The sequence below is a fragment of the Methanococcus vannielii SB genome (genome assembly GCF_000017165.1).
Lineage (GTDB): Archaea > AGJL01 > Methanococci > Methanococcales > Methanococcaceae > Methanococcus > Methanococcus vannielii.
This window is the reverse complement of record NC_009634.1, coordinates 201,953-217,532: the sequence shown is the minus strand read 5'-3', so window position 1 is coordinate 217,532 and position 15,580 is coordinate 201,953. Positions and strand designations below refer to the sequence as shown.

The following is a 15,580-nucleotide window of genomic DNA, read 5'->3' as shown; positions in this document are numbered from 1 at the left end:
TTTTTTTTAAATTTTTGGTGATTTAATGCTTAAAAAAACGATTATTGGAATGTTATCTATTTTAATAGCAATTTCTTCAATTTTTGCAATTTCAGATATCACTATAACTCCAGAAAATCCAAAAGTGGGGGATACTGTTATATTATCTGGAAAAACAAATCCAAATGAGGAAATAACATGCAGTGCATGGTTTGAATTGGCACCTGCATTAAGTGACCCTTATTATGGTGCAATGCTTTATAACGTTGAAATTCCGGAAACCCCAAATAGCTTTAAAGTAACTGCTGAAAACGTAGAAAGTCTAAGTTTAAGTGTTAAAATGGGTTTATGGGTTACAATAAATGGAAACGTTGATTCTTCTGGAAAAGCATCTGTTTCACAATCAAATGTTCCAAAGGGAACTTATGATATTAAAATAGCGGGAAAAATAAAAGATTCAAGTAAGCCCGTTAAAATAAAAATGTCGGCATCAACAAAAATTAAAGCAGATTCAAATGGATATTTTGAATACCGATATAATACTAAACCAATTGAGGAAGGAACCGTTATCCATTTAAATATTGGGGGAGTATCAAAAAACGTTTTGGTTTCAGGAAATACTCCATCTCCAATAGTTACTCCAATTTCCCCAGTAATTGTGGATAAAACTGCCCCAAAAATAAGTATAATTGAACCTTCAAAGTCAAATTACAGTGAAAATTCTATTGAATACGATATAATTGCTACTGATGACTCTAGCTTTACATTTAAAATATATTTAAACAGTAGGGAATTAACATATAATAAAGAAGGAAACAATTTTAAAGGAACTTTAAACTTAATTGATGGTAAAAATGAGCTAAAAATAGTTGCAGAAGATATACACGGGAATAAAAATATAATTACAAAATATATAACCTATTCAAAAGAATCCATTAATAATGACCCAATAAAAGATGATGATTTAAAAAATAAAGTGATTGGTACTATACTATTAAATGTTGGAAATGCACTTTTAACTGTAAATGATGGTACAGTAATTAGTACAAATGGCGAAATAAAGATTCAAGAAGTAAAAATTCCAGAAACCGCTCTTGCATACATAATTTATCCTGAAAATGCGGAATTCTCAAGCCCCTTGAATTTAGAAGTTGATGTATCATTACTATCGAGTAATTTAAGAGTTATATATTATGACTCAAATAAAGGCTGGGTTAATGTTCCATATAATAAGAATGGAAACATTATAAGTCTAGAAGTTACCAAATCAGGCCATTATGCAATAAAAGAACTAGAAATTGTTGAAGAAAAAAAGGATTCATTATTTGATAAGATAAAAGGAATTTTAAATGCAGTAAAGATAGGAATAACTGTATTATTTAGTAAAATATTTAAATAACCTAAAAATTAGCAAATAATTTTTAGAATTTTAATTTTTAAATCTCACGTGTTATTAAGAACTTTTAAATTCAAAATATATTTTTTTATTCAGTTATAAAAACTTACAAATTATATAGATATGCCATTATTAATTATATTAGTATATTAATTAAATTTTAAAGGTTAAAAAATGGATATTTTAAAAAATCTTCCAATAACTGATAACCATATTCATATCGACTCGATAAATGGACTCGGGCCCATAAAGGTTTCCAAAGAATTTAAAAATGCAGGTGGGAAAGTAATGATTATTCCAAATAAGCCTGCGTTTAGTAAAAATTTAACAAAACCAATGGATGAAATGATTTCAATAATTAATCAAGTAAGGGGAAACGGGGTAACTGCTTACGGTATTTTGGGAGTTCACCCTGCAGAATTAACTGTAATGTTAGAAAATGGAATTGAATTAGATACTGCAAAAAACCATATGTTAGATGCAATTGATTATGCAAAAAAACTTATTTTAGAACATGATTTTTTTGTAGGGATTGGCGAAGTTGGGCGCCCACACTATTTTGTTACTGAAAAAATACTTGAAGCATCAAATGAAATACTTTTATATTCAATGCATACTGCAAAAGATATTGATTGTGCAGTTCAAATACATGCTGAAAGTTCATCGGAATCACAATTTTTAGAATTTTCAAAAATGGCAAAATCAGTATCTTTAAGCCCAGAAAAAGTTATAAAACATCATTCAAGTGATATGGTTTTAGAGGGTGAAAAATATGGAATTTTTCCATCAATCACTTCTTCAAAACCTGTTGATACAGCAGTTGAAAAATCAACACGATTTTTAATGGAGACAGACTATATCGATGATGTAAGGCGTCCGGGCGTTGTTTTGGGCATCAAATCAGTTCCAAGAAAAACAAGAACCTTACTTGAAAAAGAATTAATTGACGAAGAAAAATGCTACAAAATCCATAAAGAAAACGTTGAAAAAGTCTATGGAATAGAAATTGAATATTAATTTATAGTGGAATTATAATTCCAAGTATTTTATCCCCTATAATAGGGGTTAATATATAAGAAACAGTTATTGGAATTAACATTGGAATTTGTGGAGTAACCCATATTTTTTCTTTATCACGGTATTTTGAATAATTTTCTGCATCGGACTGTGGAGTAAAGTTAATTTTATTTCCTTTCCCCATTATCAATCTTTTCCCAGTTTTTGCTTCTTTTACGGTTATTTTTTCTCCAAAAAATATTGCAATATATTCTTTTTTAGTTTTGGGCCTGACTCCTTTTAATATATTTTTAAAAAATACTAACAGAGGTAAAAATGCCATGAAAAATACCCCGTTTATAAATACGGTTATTGGAAAATTTGGAATATAATTCATGCTTAAAAGTGCCCCTAATGCGGAAGTTATCGGCATTTCATATTTTGGAATAAGTGTTCCTAGGCCAATTAGAATTTTTCCATCTCCCCCGCCAATTCCAAGTAAAAACATCAAGTACCCTAAAACAAAGCATATTACAAATCCCGAAACGGAATTTAGTAAAAAATTATAATCTGAAAGCGTGTATGAAAGATATATCGCATAGATAAAACCAATAACCGACATTGAAATCCATATATAGTCTTCAATTTCCCGTTTTTTCAAATCCTGAAATGATGCTAACAATAAACCAACTGCTCCAATAATATAGTTTATCAAGGTTATCTCCATCCAAAAAAGGTATTATTATAGTTTATAGATTATATTTTAGATTATTATATTTAACAGTTTATATCTTCACTGTTTTTTATTCCATTTAAGGACTTTAAACTTTTTTCACGGATTTTAAAACCCTGTACCCTCCAGAAATTGTAATCGTTTCAACATTTCCAAAAACTCCTTCTAAAAACTTTGCAAGGGATTTTGCACCATGTTTTGTTTGAATTACCATCCAAATTGAGCCATTTTCTTTTAAAATTAAATGACCTTCAGTAATAATCCTGTGTATCAAATCTTTTCCAGCTTTTATTGGAGGATTTGAGATTATAATATCGTAATTTTTACATTTAACGTTTTCATAAACGTCCCCTTGAACAACATCAATATTTTTATCCGATATATTATTTAATTTTAGGTTATGCTTTGCCAAATTTACTGAACGCTTGTTTATGTCAGTCATTGTAATGGAATTCACTTCGGCCACAATTGAAATTCCAACAACGCCGTATCCACATCCAATATCTAGCACATCATCTGAACTTAAAAGTTCAAGCTCATTAACAAGTATTTCGGTTCCTTTGTCAATTTTTTTAGGTGAGAATACACCACTATCTGTTTTAAAAGAAAATCTTTTTCCACGTAAAATCCCAGATATTACTGCTTCGTCGTGTTTTGAACTAGGGGTTTCTGAAAAATAGTGCATTTATTTCAACTCGTTAAATATATTAACTTCAATTGTATTTCAAGCAATATTTTAAATATTAGTTTTATACTAATTTTATCTTCATTTATATTTCTTTATTTATAATTATTATTGTAATACTTATTACTGTATTAGTTTAATAGTATTCATCTGGAATATTTAACTAGTTTTCGTTAGTGGTGGTAATTTATGGATATGCTTACACTTTGGAATTTAGAAAGAGAAGACATGGAAAAAATTTTAGAAGATTCAATTTACTTTAAAAAAAATAGGTATGGCCATGATATTTTAAAAAATAAAAATATTGCGCTAATTTTTGAAAGCCCCTCTACTAGAACTAGGATGAGCTTTGATTTAGCCGTAAATGAACTTGGTGGGCATTCCATGGTGATGAATGAAAATGAAATTCATCTTGGTAAAAAGGAAAGTATTAAAGATACTGCAAAAGTAATGAGCAGATTTGTAGATGTAATAGTTGCAAGGGTAAAAAGCCATAAGACTCTAGAAGACCTTGCTTTTTATGGAACTGTTCCGGTAATTAATGCGTTATCTGACCTTTCACACCCCTGCCAAGTACTTGCAGACTTACTCACAATAAAAGAAAATGGAAAAGACTTTAAAAATTTAAAATTAGCATATTTTGGGGATGGAAATAACGTTTCAAATTCTTTAATGATTGCAGGAGCGATACTTGGAATGAATATATTTATTGCAACACCTAGAAGCTATGAACCAAACGGTATTTTCGTTAAAAAAGCACTGGAAATTATTGCAAAATATGGTGAAGGGAGCCTTACGTTAACTGATGACCCAATAGAAGCTTCAAAAAATGCAGATGTATTGTATACTGATGTATGGATTAGTATGAGTGATAAAAACAAAGATTTAGAAGATGTAAAAAGGATATTTCCTAAATTCCAGATAAATTCAAAACTTTTATCGAATGCAAAAAAAGATGCAATGGTTCTTCACTGCCTCCCTGCAAATAGAGGAATGGAAATAACTGACGAAGTAATTGATTCTAAACAGTCAAAAGTATTTGATCAGGCTGAAAATAGACTTCACGTTCAAAAAGCAGTTTTAAAGTACGTTTTAAAAGATAAATAATACTATTTTTTATTCCCTACTTTAAAAAATTTTCTAATTTTCTAATTTTAAAAGTTTATTACTATACAATTCATTTTAAAATTACTCTTTTTTAAATTCAAAAATATTAAATTTTAATTGTAATTTCATAAATATAACTAGAAAATAATATATAACATTAAAACTATTTTTTATTAATTTTAATTCTTAATTCTAGAGGTAATTAAAATGATAGAAGACTTATGGCAGCTTGGATTGATGTCTGCAATTATAATCTTTGGAATTAAAATAGGACTTTCTTTAGGGTTTTCAGGAATTTCTAAAAAAATATCTGGAGCTATAATTTTACTATATGGCCTTGGAACACTTGTATTATCTAAAATCGCTTCAGGATATGCGGAAATTATTCAAACCGCAATTTATGACTATAACTTTGTTATATTTGTTTTAATGTCTGCAATGATACTTTACGCAGGATTTCATACAATAAATAGCTGGAAGCAACATGGTAAAAATTCGCTTAAAATTTCAAGTGTTGCAATGATTGCGCCATGTCCATGCTGTTTTGGGGCAGTTATTGCTTCAATTGTGTTAATTTCCCCAATGCTTAACGTTTCTACGTTTGAACTTGGAAAATATGCAAGTTTGATACTAATGATTACCATATTTACAGTATATATGCTTTCAAATAGCATTGCAAAAATCCTAAAAATGCCAAGACCATTATTGATGGGGAATTTCATGATTTTTGCAGGCTTATACTTTTTAATATCTGCCCTAATAATTCCAAATATTGTTTCAAGTATGCAGCTTACAATGAATCCGATTGAAATCCCTGAATCAAAAGAACTGTTTTTCGTAAGTTTGATTAGTATTTCACTATTTTTATTGGGTTACATAAAAAACAAAAAAGTGTCAAAAATAAAATGAGGCTGATTTAATGACGTTAATTCCAGGAAGTGAAGTTTTAAGTACAACATTACATGCAATATCTCAAAGTTTACTGATTCCAGTAATTGTTGTACTTTTGATTTTTATGATTTATTCCGTAATGCTTTTTGGGGAGTTCATGGCAGAGTATTCGGGTAGAACCAAAATAAATTCTAAAGAACTTCAAAAAATAATAACTGAAATTTCCAATAAACGTTCAAACGAAGTTTTAGAATCTATTAATAAACTAAATATCCCAAAATCATATATTAAAATAATTGAAGAATCCGATTTAAATGAATCAGCTGACCATAAATTAAGGGAAGCAAATGCAAGAACTATTCTTGAAAAAGAAGAACTAAGGCTCGAAAAAACTCTTGAAAAAACGGACTTTATAACCCGACTTGGGCCAACATTTGGATTAATGGGAACTTTAATTCCAATGGGGCCAGGACTTGCAGCATTAGGTGCTGGGGATGTAACTTCCCTTGCAAATGCAATAATTATCGCATTTGATACAACCGTTGTAGGGCTTGCAGCAGGGGGTATTTGCTATGTTATTTCAAAAATCAGGCGAAGATGGTATGAAGAACAAATGTATAACCTTGAATCAATTCTTGAATCTTTTCTGGAGGCTTTAAAAAATGATTAGAAAAAAGAATAGAAAAAGATTCAATAAGGGTGAAGAAGACCCAATGGCTGGAACTTCAAACCTTGTAGATGCAATGCTGGTTTTATCTGTTGGATTTTTAATATTTCTAGTAATGTCTTGGAATATGCAAAATGTGATATTTAGTGATACTACGCCTGAAGAAAAAATGGAAATAATGCGCGCAATGAGGCAAGTTGCTGAAGTAAGCATGGCAAAAGAAATTAGTGACATTCCTGAAATTCAAGACGGAAGTGGGGTCGGATATGAACAGATGGGAACCGTTTATAAAGATCCGGCTACTGGAAGGTATATAATGATTGAAAAATAGCACTTAAATAAATAATATCTTAATTTCCCTTTTTACAACTAATGGGGGTATTTTGTACAAAAATTTAAAATTAGGGCGAAATAGCAATTTAAAAATTTGTTATTTTCTTTGTTGAGCTTGCTTTTGTTGTTGCTCTTTTTGTTGTTGAGCTTGCTTTTGTTGTTGCTCTTTTTGTTGTTGAGCTTGCTTTTGTTGTTGCCCCTGCTGTTTTTTTATATCTGGCATATATACCACCCTTTTTTTTATAATATATTTTATATTTATTGTTATATTTAAATTTTATCGAATTAATGGGGTGGTTTTTATTATTAAACGTTTAATTATAAATTATAATCCATTCTACTGTTTTTAATTTAGTTTTATAATGTCTGTTGAATAATAATAATAATAATAATAATAATAATAATAATAATAATAATAATAATAATAATAATAATAATAATAATAATAATAATAATAATAATAATAATAATAATAATATGGCCAATTTGAAAAAATATTTTTAAATAAAGTTAAATAATTCTTTTTTATATAACTAACCTATTTTATTGAAATTTTCGTTCAAATCAACATTTCCTTAAATTTTAAATTTTCAGTCTTTTTAATTTATTATTTATATACAAAATAGATTTAATCATGTAATTTCTATAAAATATAACAATCGTTATATATCATAAATAACAATCGTTATATTATTAAAGGTGATAATAATGAATAATCAATTTAGAAATAAAATATATGGAAATATTATTGAAACTATTGGAAATACGCCGATTGTTAGACTAAATAAAATCATTGGTGACTCTAAAGCAGACATTTTAGTAAAAATAGAGTCATTTAACCCATTAGGTAGTGTTAAAGATAGGATTGGAGATGCAATGATAAAAGATGGTGAGAAAAAAGGAATAATTACTAAAAATTCAATATTAATTGAACCAACCAGTGGAAACACTGGAGTAGCATTGGCGTTTGTAGCAGCCGCTAAAGGCCATAAATTAATAATTACAATGCCTGAAACAATGTCAATTGAAAGACAAAAATTGCTTAAAATTCTTGGTGCAAAGGTAGTTTTAACACCCGGAGTTGATGGAATGCAGGGCGCAATTTTAAAAGCTAATGACCTTTTAAAAGAAATACCTAATTCGGTAATGTTGCATCAATTTGAAAATGAAGCAAATCCAAAAATTCACGAAGAAACGACTGCAAAAGAAATATTGGTAGACACCGGTGGAAAAATAGATATTCTTGTTGCGGGAGTTGGAACTGGCGGAACACTTACAGGTATTTCAAGAGCAATTAAAAAAATAAAACCTGAATTAAAAGTAATTGCTGTAGAACCCTTATCTTCACAAGTTTTGTCGGGAAAAGAAAAGGGGGCCCATAAAATTCAAGGCATTGGTGCAGGATTTATCCCAAAAGTTTTAGATACTAATTTAATTGATGAAATAATCCCAGTAAGTGACGAAAATGCCGTGAAAACAATGTTTGAACTTGCTAAAAAAGAAGGAATTTTAACAGGGATTTCTTCCGGTGCAGCACTATATGCCGCATTAAAAGTTTCAAAAAGATATGAAAACGAAGGAAAAATAATTTTAGTAATACTTCCTGACACAGGGGAACGATATCTTAGTATGGACTGGTTATTTGCTGATACCGATTAACTAATGTAAAAGGTTAAACCATGTTTAAGTTGATAAAAGAGGATATTAAAACTGTATTAATGAGGGATCCTGCTGCAAAAACAAAATTTGAAGTAGTTTTATGTTATCCTGGACTTTGGTCAATATGGATACATAGGTTATCCCATTGGCTATTTAATAATGAATTAATTACTATTGCAAGAGTTATTTCAACAATATCTCGATTTTTAACCGGAATTGAAATACATCCTGGTGCAAAAATTGGAAGAAGGTGTTTTATAGATCATGGAATGGGCGTAGTTATTGGGGAAACCAGTGAAATTGGTGATGATGTTTTAATTTACCAAGGAGTAGTACTTGGCGGAACAAGCTTGGAAAGGAAAAAAAGGCATCCTACGATTGGAAATGGAGTTGTTATAGGATCTGGTGCAAAAATTATGGGCAATATTGAAATTGGAAATTGTGCAAAAATTGGTGCGGGTTCTGTTGTTTTAAAATCCGTAACCGCACATGCTACTTGTGTTGGGGTTCCTGGAAAAGTAGTTCATGAAAATAGAAAATGTGCAATTGATTTAGATCATGGAAATTTACCCGACCCCATTTCAGAACTTCTTGAAAATATGAAAAAACAACAAGATTCAATGGAAAACCAGCTAAAAATATTAAATTTAAAACAAGATGTTCCAAAAACCAGTTTATTATTTAATGATGGTCTTGGGATATAATTATTTCACATATTACTCCTTTTATCCACTAATAAAAAGTATTTTAAATTTAAAGAACATATCTTAAATGATAAAAGCTAAAAACTACCTTGAAATTTATATTTATAAAAATTAACTTTTAACACGTGATTTATAATGAAACCACCTTGTGAAATTATAGTATGGTATATAATTCCTGCAATACGGTCTGAAGTAACAAAAGAATTGTTAAATCGAGGTATGACTCAGAAAAAAATTTCAGAACTTCTTGAAATTACTCAGCCTGCCGTATCCCAGTATTTAAGGGATAAACGGGGACATGGACTTACATTTAGTGATAAAACTTATGAATTGATAAATGATTTAGCAGACGGTCTTTTTTCTGGAAAATACGAAAAAAAAGACCTTATTTCAAAAACCTGTGAAATATGCGCAACTGTAAAATTAGAAAATGTTGTATGTAATTTACATAAAGATAAAGAAAGTAGTTTATCCAACTGTCATTCATGCAAATAATCCTAAAAAATTTATTTTATTATTAATGTAAGTTAATTACGTTTATAATGTTCAATGCTGTTTACTATTGAGGAAATAACCATTTCCCGAATATTTGGAACGTCTTTTTCTAAGTTTTTTAAAACTTCGTGAGACTTTTTTCTTATTCCATCCCCGTTAACCCTACTATATGGGCATTCGTCTTTATCTTTATAATATTCAATATTACATTCATTCAATGCTTTCTTAATTTTTTCTTCGGAAATATTTAAAAGTGGTCTAATCATACAGCAGTTTTTAAGGCTTACTTTTAAACCGTCAAAGTCGATTTTGGTTTCATCAAAGTTTTTTATCGGTTCAAGTGCCTTTATTATATTTCCTTTTAGTATGTTTGCAATAATTGTGTCTGAATTATCCTCTAACGTATGCCCAAGTGCAATTTTTACATTTTCGCAATTAAATGTTTCTTTAGCGTAGTTTGTTAAAATATGTCTTCTTGAAATTGAGCATGAAAAACATGGCGAATAATCGATTCCTTTTGAATTTTTTGAAAGAATTTTCGACATTTCAACGACATTTTCATCATAAGGAATTATTTTATGAGGAATATTTAAATTTTCACAAGTTTTTGAAATCATTTTTACATTTTTGTTCGTTTCATTCCACGGCCGGATTCCATCAATATTTAAATCAACGGTTATTGCATGAATTTCTACCCCGTATTTTCTTTTATATGGCTCTAATAAATGTAAAAGGGCTAAACTATCCTTTCCACCACTAAGCCCGACAACTACTTTATCTTTTGGGGAAATTATATTATTTTTTGAAACAAATCGGCCCATTCTTTCCGAAATTTCTTCAAAAACTCTTGAATAAATAACAGGAATCCCAAATTCAGCTTCGATTTCTTTCATTTTATCCTTTGAAAGTCTTGCTAATCCCTTATTTGAAACGATAATTTTATCATTTCTTATAATTAAGTATGACGGATTACAGTATTTTTTTAGTTCTCGCAAATCTATCATGAAATCACCGGTAAAGTTATAATATGTTATAACTAAAAAATAAAAAACCGCTTTTTTTAGAATTTTTAGAATTTTTAGAGTTTTAATGAAAAAATTTTAGATTACACGTTTAAACTCGTAAAAATATTACTTAAAATGGATATTTAAGGATTAATTTTTTGCTTTTCTAAGTAATCAGCTATTGCTGCATGCAACGCATCTGCTGCTAAATTTGAACAGTGCATTTTTACAGGCGGTAATCCATCAAGTGCATCTGCAACATCACTTTTAGTTATTTTCAAGGCTTCATTTATCGGTTTACCTTTTGAAAGTTCGGTTATCATACTGCTAGTTGCAATCGCAGCACCGCATCCAAAAGTTTTAAATTTTATATCTTTAATAATTTCGTCCTCTACATAAATGTAAATTGTCATCAAGTCCCCGCAACTAGGGTTTCCAACAGTTCCAACACCGCTTGGATTTTTAATTTCGCCAGCATTTTTAGGGTTTGAAAAGTGTTCCATTACTTTTTCACTATACATTTTATCCACCTAAAGTTTATATGCTTAATTTTCACCAGAGTGCAGATATATTTCTTAATTTTTCAACAACTTCAACTAATTCTAAAATTACTTGTTGAACTTCTTTTAATGTAGTATCTTTACTTAAACTTAACCTAAGTGAGCCATGGGAATCCACGTTTTCAAGCCCGATTGATTTTAAGACTTTTGAAGGCTCTAAACTCTTTGAAGAACATGCAGATCCAGTTGATACGGCTATTCCTTTCAAATTTAGGCGTAAAAGTAAAGATTCCCCTTCAATTCCTGTAAATCTAAAATGGGCATTGTTTGGAAGTCTTTTTTCAGGGTGTCCATTTAAATAAGATTCTTTTATATTTTGAAGTACTCCTTTGATTAATTCATCTCGGAGAAAAGTCATCTGTACCATATTTTTTTCCAAATCTCTTTTAGCTATCTCACATGCTTTTCCAAAACCAACAATTCCGGGCACGTTTTCAGTTCCGGGCCGAATATTTTGTTCTTGTCCTCCGCCATGAATTATTGGTGATATTTTTAAACCTTTTCGAATATATAAAGCACCAATCCCTTTTGGGCCATGTATTTTATGTGACGACATAGAAAGTAAATCCACATTTAATGAATCCACATCAACGGGAATTTTTCCGACGCTTTGAACGGCATCAGTATGGAAATAAATACCATTTTCTTTAGCAATTTTTCCTATTTCCTCTATTGGCTGAATAGTTCCAATTTCACTATTTGCATGCATTATTGTTATAAGTATTGTTGAAGGAGTTATTGCCCGTTTAACTTCTGAAATATTGATTATTCCATCGTTTTGAACAGGTACGTAAGTTATTGAAAAACCGTTTTTTTCCAAATATTTACATGTTTCAAGAACTGCAGGATGTTCAATAATACTAGTTATAATATGGTTTCCTTTGTTTTTCAGGGAATATGCAACTCCTTTTATTGCAATATTGTCCGATTCTGTTCCCCCACTTGTAAAATATATCTCCTTAGGATTTGCACCAATTAATGAAGCTACTTTTATTCTTGCTTCATCAACTGCTTTTTTAGAAATTTTTCCAAGTGAATACGGCGTTGATGAATTTCCAAAATTTTCTGTTAGGTAAGGCATCATTTCATTTAAAACTTCAGAATCAATTTTTGACGTAGCTGAATTGTCCAGGTATATCATTTTTACCCCATCTCCAAAAAATATATTATTATTGTATTTATATGGTAATAGTATTTGTAATGTTTTCTGCAGAAATCATTCCAATAACAAGTCCATTTTGGTCAACAACTGGTAAGCATGAAATATTATATTCTTGCATTTTAATGGCTATTTTTTCAATTTTGTCATCGATAAATGCAGTTATTACATTTTTAGTCATCATTTGGCTGATTTTTATGTTTTCAATTGAATTTTCTTCAGCAATTGATTTTGAAACATCCCATGCAGTTATAATTCCAAGAAGTTTATTTTCATTAGAAACTACTGGAATATGTGTTATATTCTTACTTACCATTAAAGATGCTGCTTTTTTAATTGTCTCGTTTTCATATATCGTTGAAAAATTTTTAGTCATTATATTTTCCACAATTTTTTCAGATAAAAATTCACTAATTATGTAACTCATCTGCCCATTTTCAATTAAAAATGCATCGTGCCCATAAATTGACTTAATTTCGTGATATTTTACATTTATACCCGATGTACTCATAGCACTTACTATTTCTTTAGCTTCCTCTGGAGTATATAGCCAGTCAGAATTTATAGAAACGATCATTATTTTAGCAGATAACTTTTCAAATGCATCAGATAATGACCCGTTTTTAGTTAAATCAAAATAATCCAGTGCTTTTGTAAGGTAAAGATATGAATTTGCATCAAACCTTTTTGTAAATGAATCTCCTTGGTATTTTAAGTAACTTTCAACTTGAAAGTCTGTTTCAAAGTTAAATCCATACTCATTTTTATCTTGAAGACACCGACCAAACTTTTCATGCATCGAATCTTTACTCAAATACGTTACATGCCCTATCATTCTTGCAAGTGCTAACCCTTCAGATGGCTGATTTTTATAATAATATTTTCCACCATCCCATTTAGGGTCAGACATTATTGCCCTTCGACCTATTTCATTAAATGCAATTTGTTGGGGGGATGAGGAGGATGTTGTTGCAATTATTACTGCTGAATTAATCACTTCGGGGTACGTAGCACACCATTCAAGAGCTTGCATGCCTCCCATCGATCCGCCAATAATTGAAAACAGCTTTTTAATGCCTAAATGGTCAATAAGATTTTTTTGAAGTGTAACCATGTCTGAAATAGTTATAACTGGAAAATCAATTCCATATGGCTTATTGGTATCAGGATTAATTGAAGAAGGGCCAGTAGTCCCATTACAGCCCCCTAACACGTTTGAACATATTACAAAATACTTGTTTGTATCGATACATTTTAAAGGCCCAATTAATGCATCCCACCATCCAAGTTTGCCATCCGTTTTATGGATTCCCGCAGCATGGGCATTTCCTGAAAGGGCATGAAATACAAGAATTGCGTTATTTTTATCTTTATTTAATTTCCCGTATGTTTCATAAGCAATATTTACTTCTTTTAATGTTTTACCGCTTTTTAACACTAATTCATTTGGAAGAGCATAAGTTTTTGTCTCTACATTTCCAACAGACCCCTTTTTCATTAATTTTCACCCATCACCTTATTTTTGAAATTGCGTTTTTAATATCCAAAATAATGTCTTTAATGTCTTCAGTTCCAATAGAAAGCCTTATAAGATTTGGGCTGACTCCAGTTGAAATCTGTTCTTCTTTTGTTAATTGCTGGTGCGTTGTTGAAGCAGGGTGAATTGCAAGGCTTTTTGAATCCCCAATATTTGCAACATGAGAAAATAACTTAAGATTATTTATGAATGCCTTTGCATTTTCAACACCGCCTTTAATTCCAAAAGTAACTAATGCACCAAATCCTCCGTCTAAATATTTTTTTGCATTTTCGTGCGTTTGATTTCCTAAAAGTCCCGGGTAATTAACCCATTCTACCATTTCATGAGATTTTAAAAATTCTGCAACTTTCAATGCATTCTCTGAGTGTCGTTTTACTCGTAAATCAAGAGTTTCTAATCCCTGAAGGAATAAAAACGAGTTAAATGGACTTAAAACTGCCCCAATATCTCTTAAAAGTCTAACACGGGCTCTCAATATATATGCAATGTTTCCTAAACTAGGTACATTTCCAAAAGTTTCAGCATATTTTATACCGTGATAACTTTTATCTGGTTCTATAAACATTGGAAATTTTTTATTATTCCAATCAAAGTTTCCAGAATCAACAATTACTCCGCCAATTGATGTTCCATGCCCTCCAATAAATTTAGTTGCAGAAAGTACCGTAATATCTGCTCCATGTTCTATCGGCCTTACAAGTCCTATACCCGTCGTATTATCTACAACAAACGGTATTCCTGCATCATGGGCTATTTTTGAAATACTTTTGTAGTCAGGTACATCTAATTTTGGATTTCCAATTGATTCTACATATATTGCTTTTGTTTTATTGGTAATTGCATTTTCAAATTCATTTAAATCTGTAGATTCCACAAAATTCACCTTTCGACCCAACTCTGGAAAAGTATGGTTAAAAAGCTGAAATGTTCCACCATAAAGATTGTTTGCAGAAACTATTTCATCTCCCGGGGAACTTAAATTAAGAAGTGAAAATGTAATTGCAGCCATTCCTGAACTTAAAGCAAGTGCTGAATTTCCGCCTTCAATTGCAGCAACTCTTTTTTCAAATACGTCTGTTGTAGGGTTCATTAATCTTGTGTAGATGTTTCCAAATTGTTTTAGGCTAAATAAATTTGCAGCATGTTCGGAATTTTCAAAAACATATGATGTAGTTTGATATATTGGAACAGCCCTAGCACCAGTTGTAGGGTCAGGGTTTTCCTGACCTGCATGGAGTCCAAGTGTTCCAATTCCATGTTTTTTGTTTTCCATGTTTTTCCTCCATAATTTATGTTATATAACAATTGTTATATTATATGATTAACAATTGTTATATAAGTATTTTTCGGAAAAATTTAATTTATTTATAACTAAAATTAGAAGTAAATCCAATGTTTTTATCGCTAAATATTGACTTAAGAAGTATTGAGACCTGATAAATGGAGATTTTCCAATTTTTACTCTTAAAAGTTTTTGTTTTTAAGAATTTTTAAAATTAACGAAAAATTTATATATCGATATAACAATTGTTAATCATATAATATAACAATTGTTATATTCTGCTCATGTTCTTGATAATATACTTTAATTATTATGGGAGTATTAATGCTAAAATAACGGGCAAATTGGGCACATCGCTTAAAATCGGGATATTTTATTCTAAATTCCAAT

General features: G+C 30.1%; 17 protein-coding genes. 9 read left to right on the top strand and 8 right to left on the bottom strand.

The features are described from left to right. Nucleotides 1–25 precede the first annotated feature (25 nt). A complete protein-coding gene (locus MEVAN_RS00965) occupies nt 26–1,378 on the top strand; it encodes a hypothetical protein (RefSeq protein WP_011972001.1) in 1,353 nt (450 codons plus the stop codon). A gap of 171 nt (nt 1,379–1,549) precedes the next feature. Continuing rightward, nucleotides 1,550–2,392, top strand: a complete 843-nt coding sequence (locus MEVAN_RS00960; RefSeq protein ID WP_011972000.1) for a TatD family hydrolase — start codon at nt 1,550–1,552, stop codon at nt 2,390–2,392. Nucleotide 2,393: 1 nt separating this feature from the next. On the opposite strand, the gene flaK is transcribed toward MEVAN_RS00960, so the two are convergent. Further along, complete coding sequence (flaK, locus tag MEVAN_RS00955) at nt 2,394–3,086, bottom strand: preflagellin peptidase FlaK (protein ID WP_048059115.1); 693 nt, start codon at nt 3,084–3,086, stop codon at nt 2,394–2,396. A gap of 106 nt (nt 3,087–3,192) precedes the next feature. Next, a complete protein-coding gene (locus tag MEVAN_RS00950) occupies nt 3,193–3,789 on the bottom strand; it encodes a class I SAM-dependent methyltransferase (RefSeq protein ID WP_011971998.1) in 597 nt (198 codons plus the stop codon). A gap of 189 nt (nt 3,790–3,978) precedes the next feature. Here MEVAN_RS00950 and argF point away from each other — a divergent pair, with 189 nt between their 5' ends. From argF to MEVAN_RS00930, 4 genes are all read left to right on the top strand, one after another. Continuing rightward, entirely contained in the window at nt 3,979–4,896 is a 918-nt protein-coding gene (argF, locus tag MEVAN_RS00945) for an ornithine carbamoyltransferase (protein WP_011971997.1), read from the top strand. 207 nt (nt 4,897–5,103) lie between these two features. Continuing rightward, nucleotides 5,104–5,805 (top strand): DUF2162 domain-containing protein, encoded by a 702-nt coding sequence (locus tag MEVAN_RS00940; RefSeq protein ID WP_011971996.1) that lies wholly within the window; start codon nt 5,104–5,106, stop codon nt 5,803–5,805. A gap of 10 nt (nt 5,806–5,815) precedes the next feature. Further along, entirely contained in the window at nt 5,816–6,457 is a 642-nt protein-coding gene (locus MEVAN_RS00935) for a MotA/TolQ/ExbB proton channel family protein (protein ID WP_011971995.1), read from the top strand. Then, entirely contained in the window at nt 6,450–6,785 is a 336-nt protein-coding gene (locus MEVAN_RS00930) for a DUF2149 domain-containing protein (RefSeq protein ID WP_011971994.1), read from the top strand. Before MEVAN_RS00935 ends, MEVAN_RS00930 begins: the two co-directional genes overlap by 8 nt. A 99-nt stretch (nt 6,786–6,884) precedes the next feature. Here MEVAN_RS00930 and MEVAN_RS09055 read toward each other — a convergent pair whose 3' ends face one another. Continuing rightward, nucleotides 6,885–7,010, bottom strand: coding sequence for a hypothetical protein (locus MEVAN_RS09055; RefSeq protein WP_269479009.1), 126 nt, complete (start codon nt 7,008–7,010; stop codon nt 6,885–6,887). Between the two features lie 485 nt (nt 7,011–7,495). Between MEVAN_RS09055 and cysK the strand changes: the two genes are divergently transcribed. From cysK to MEVAN_RS00915, 3 genes are all read left to right on the top strand, one after another. Beyond that, a complete protein-coding gene (cysK, locus tag MEVAN_RS00925) occupies nt 7,496–8,446 on the top strand; it encodes a cysteine synthase A (RefSeq protein WP_011971993.1) in 951 nt (316 codons plus the stop codon). Between the two features lie 20 nt (nt 8,447–8,466). After that, nucleotides 8,467–9,150 (top strand): serine O-acetyltransferase, encoded by a 684-nt coding sequence (gene cysE / locus MEVAN_RS00920; RefSeq protein WP_011971992.1) that lies wholly within the window; start codon nt 8,467–8,469, stop codon nt 9,148–9,150. Between the two features lie 135 nt (nt 9,151–9,285). Beyond that, nucleotides 9,286–9,645: a transcriptional regulator gene (locus tag MEVAN_RS00915; RefSeq protein ID WP_011971991.1), complete on the top strand. Its 360-nt coding sequence runs from the start codon at nt 9,286–9,288 to the stop codon at nt 9,643–9,645. Between the two features lie 32 nt (nt 9,646–9,677). Here MEVAN_RS00915 and MEVAN_RS00910 read toward each other — a convergent pair whose 3' ends face one another. From MEVAN_RS00910 to MEVAN_RS00890, 5 genes are all read right to left on the bottom strand, one after another. Next, nucleotides 9,678–10,649 carry a tRNA lysidine(34) synthetase gene (locus MEVAN_RS00910; protein ID WP_011971990.1) on the bottom strand — a complete coding sequence of 324 codons (972 nt, stop codon included), beginning with the start codon at nt 10,647–10,649 and terminating at the stop codon, nt 9,678–9,680. A gap of 143 nt (nt 10,650–10,792) precedes the next feature. After that, a complete protein-coding gene (gene nifU, locus MEVAN_RS00905; protein ID WP_011971989.1) occupies nt 10,793–11,170 on the bottom strand; it encodes a Fe-S cluster assembly scaffold protein NifU in 378 nt (125 codons plus the stop codon). 31 nt (nt 11,171–11,201) lie between these two features. After that, on the bottom strand, nt 11,202–12,347 hold the full coding sequence (nifS, locus tag MEVAN_RS00900; RefSeq protein ID WP_048059209.1) for a cysteine desulfurase NifS: 1,146 nt from the start codon (nt 12,345–12,347) through the stop codon (nt 11,202–11,204). A 40-nt stretch (nt 12,348–12,387) separates the two neighbouring features. Beyond that, nucleotides 12,388–13,866 (bottom strand): homoserine O-acetyltransferase MetX, encoded by a 1,479-nt coding sequence (gene metX, locus MEVAN_RS00895; protein ID WP_011971987.1) that lies wholly within the window; start codon nt 13,864–13,866, stop codon nt 12,388–12,390. Between the two features lie 13 nt (nt 13,867–13,879). Continuing rightward, complete coding sequence (locus MEVAN_RS00890; protein ID WP_011971986.1) at nt 13,880–15,181, bottom strand: O-acetylhomoserine aminocarboxypropyltransferase/cysteine synthase family protein; 1,302 nt, start codon at nt 15,179–15,181, stop codon at nt 13,880–13,882. Between the last annotated feature and the right edge of the window lie 399 nt (nt 15,182–15,580).

Coding starts and splice junctions, on each gene's coding strand:
- MEVAN_RS00965 (WP_011972001.1), top strand. CDS start 26: ATGCTTAAAAAAACGATTATTGGAATGTTATCTATTTTAATAGCAATT.
- MEVAN_RS00960 (WP_011972000.1), top strand. CDS start 1,550: ATGGATATTTTAAAAAATCTTCCAATAACTGATAACCATATTCATATC.
- MEVAN_RS00950 (WP_011971998.1), bottom strand. CDS start 3,789: ATGCACTATTTTTCAGAAACCCCTAGTTCAAAACACGACGAAGCAGTA.
- argF (WP_011971997.1), top strand. CDS start 3,979: ATGGATATGCTTACACTTTGGAATTTAGAAAGAGAAGACATGGAAAAA.
- MEVAN_RS00940 (WP_011971996.1), top strand. CDS start 5,104: ATGATAGAAGACTTATGGCAGCTTGGATTGATGTCTGCAATTATAATC.
- MEVAN_RS00935 (WP_011971995.1), top strand. CDS start 5,816: ATGACGTTAATTCCAGGAAGTGAAGTTTTAAGTACAACATTACATGCA.
- MEVAN_RS00930 (WP_011971994.1), top strand. CDS start 6,450: ATGATTAGAAAAAAGAATAGAAAAAGATTCAATAAGGGTGAAGAAGAC.
- MEVAN_RS09055 (WP_269479009.1), bottom strand. CDS start 7,010: ATGCCAGATATAAAAAAACAGCAGGGGCAACAACAAAAGCAAGCTCAA.
- cysK (WP_011971993.1), top strand. CDS start 7,496: ATGAATAATCAATTTAGAAATAAAATATATGGAAATATTATTGAAACT.
- cysE (WP_011971992.1), top strand. CDS start 8,467: ATGTTTAAGTTGATAAAAGAGGATATTAAAACTGTATTAATGAGGGAT.
- MEVAN_RS00915 (WP_011971991.1), top strand. CDS start 9,286: ATGAAACCACCTTGTGAAATTATAGTATGGTATATAATTCCTGCAATA.
- MEVAN_RS00910 (WP_011971990.1), bottom strand. CDS start 10,649: ATGATAGATTTGCGAGAACTAAAAAAATACTGTAATCCGTCATACTTA.
- nifU (WP_011971989.1), bottom strand. CDS start 11,170: ATGTATAGTGAAAAAGTAATGGAACACTTTTCAAACCCTAAAAATGCT.
- metX (WP_011971987.1), bottom strand. CDS start 13,866: ATGAAAAAGGGGTCTGTTGGAAATGTAGAGACAAAAACTTATGCTCTT.
- MEVAN_RS00890 (WP_011971986.1), bottom strand. CDS start 15,181: ATGGAAAACAAAAAACATGGAATTGGAACACTTGGACTCCATGCAGGT.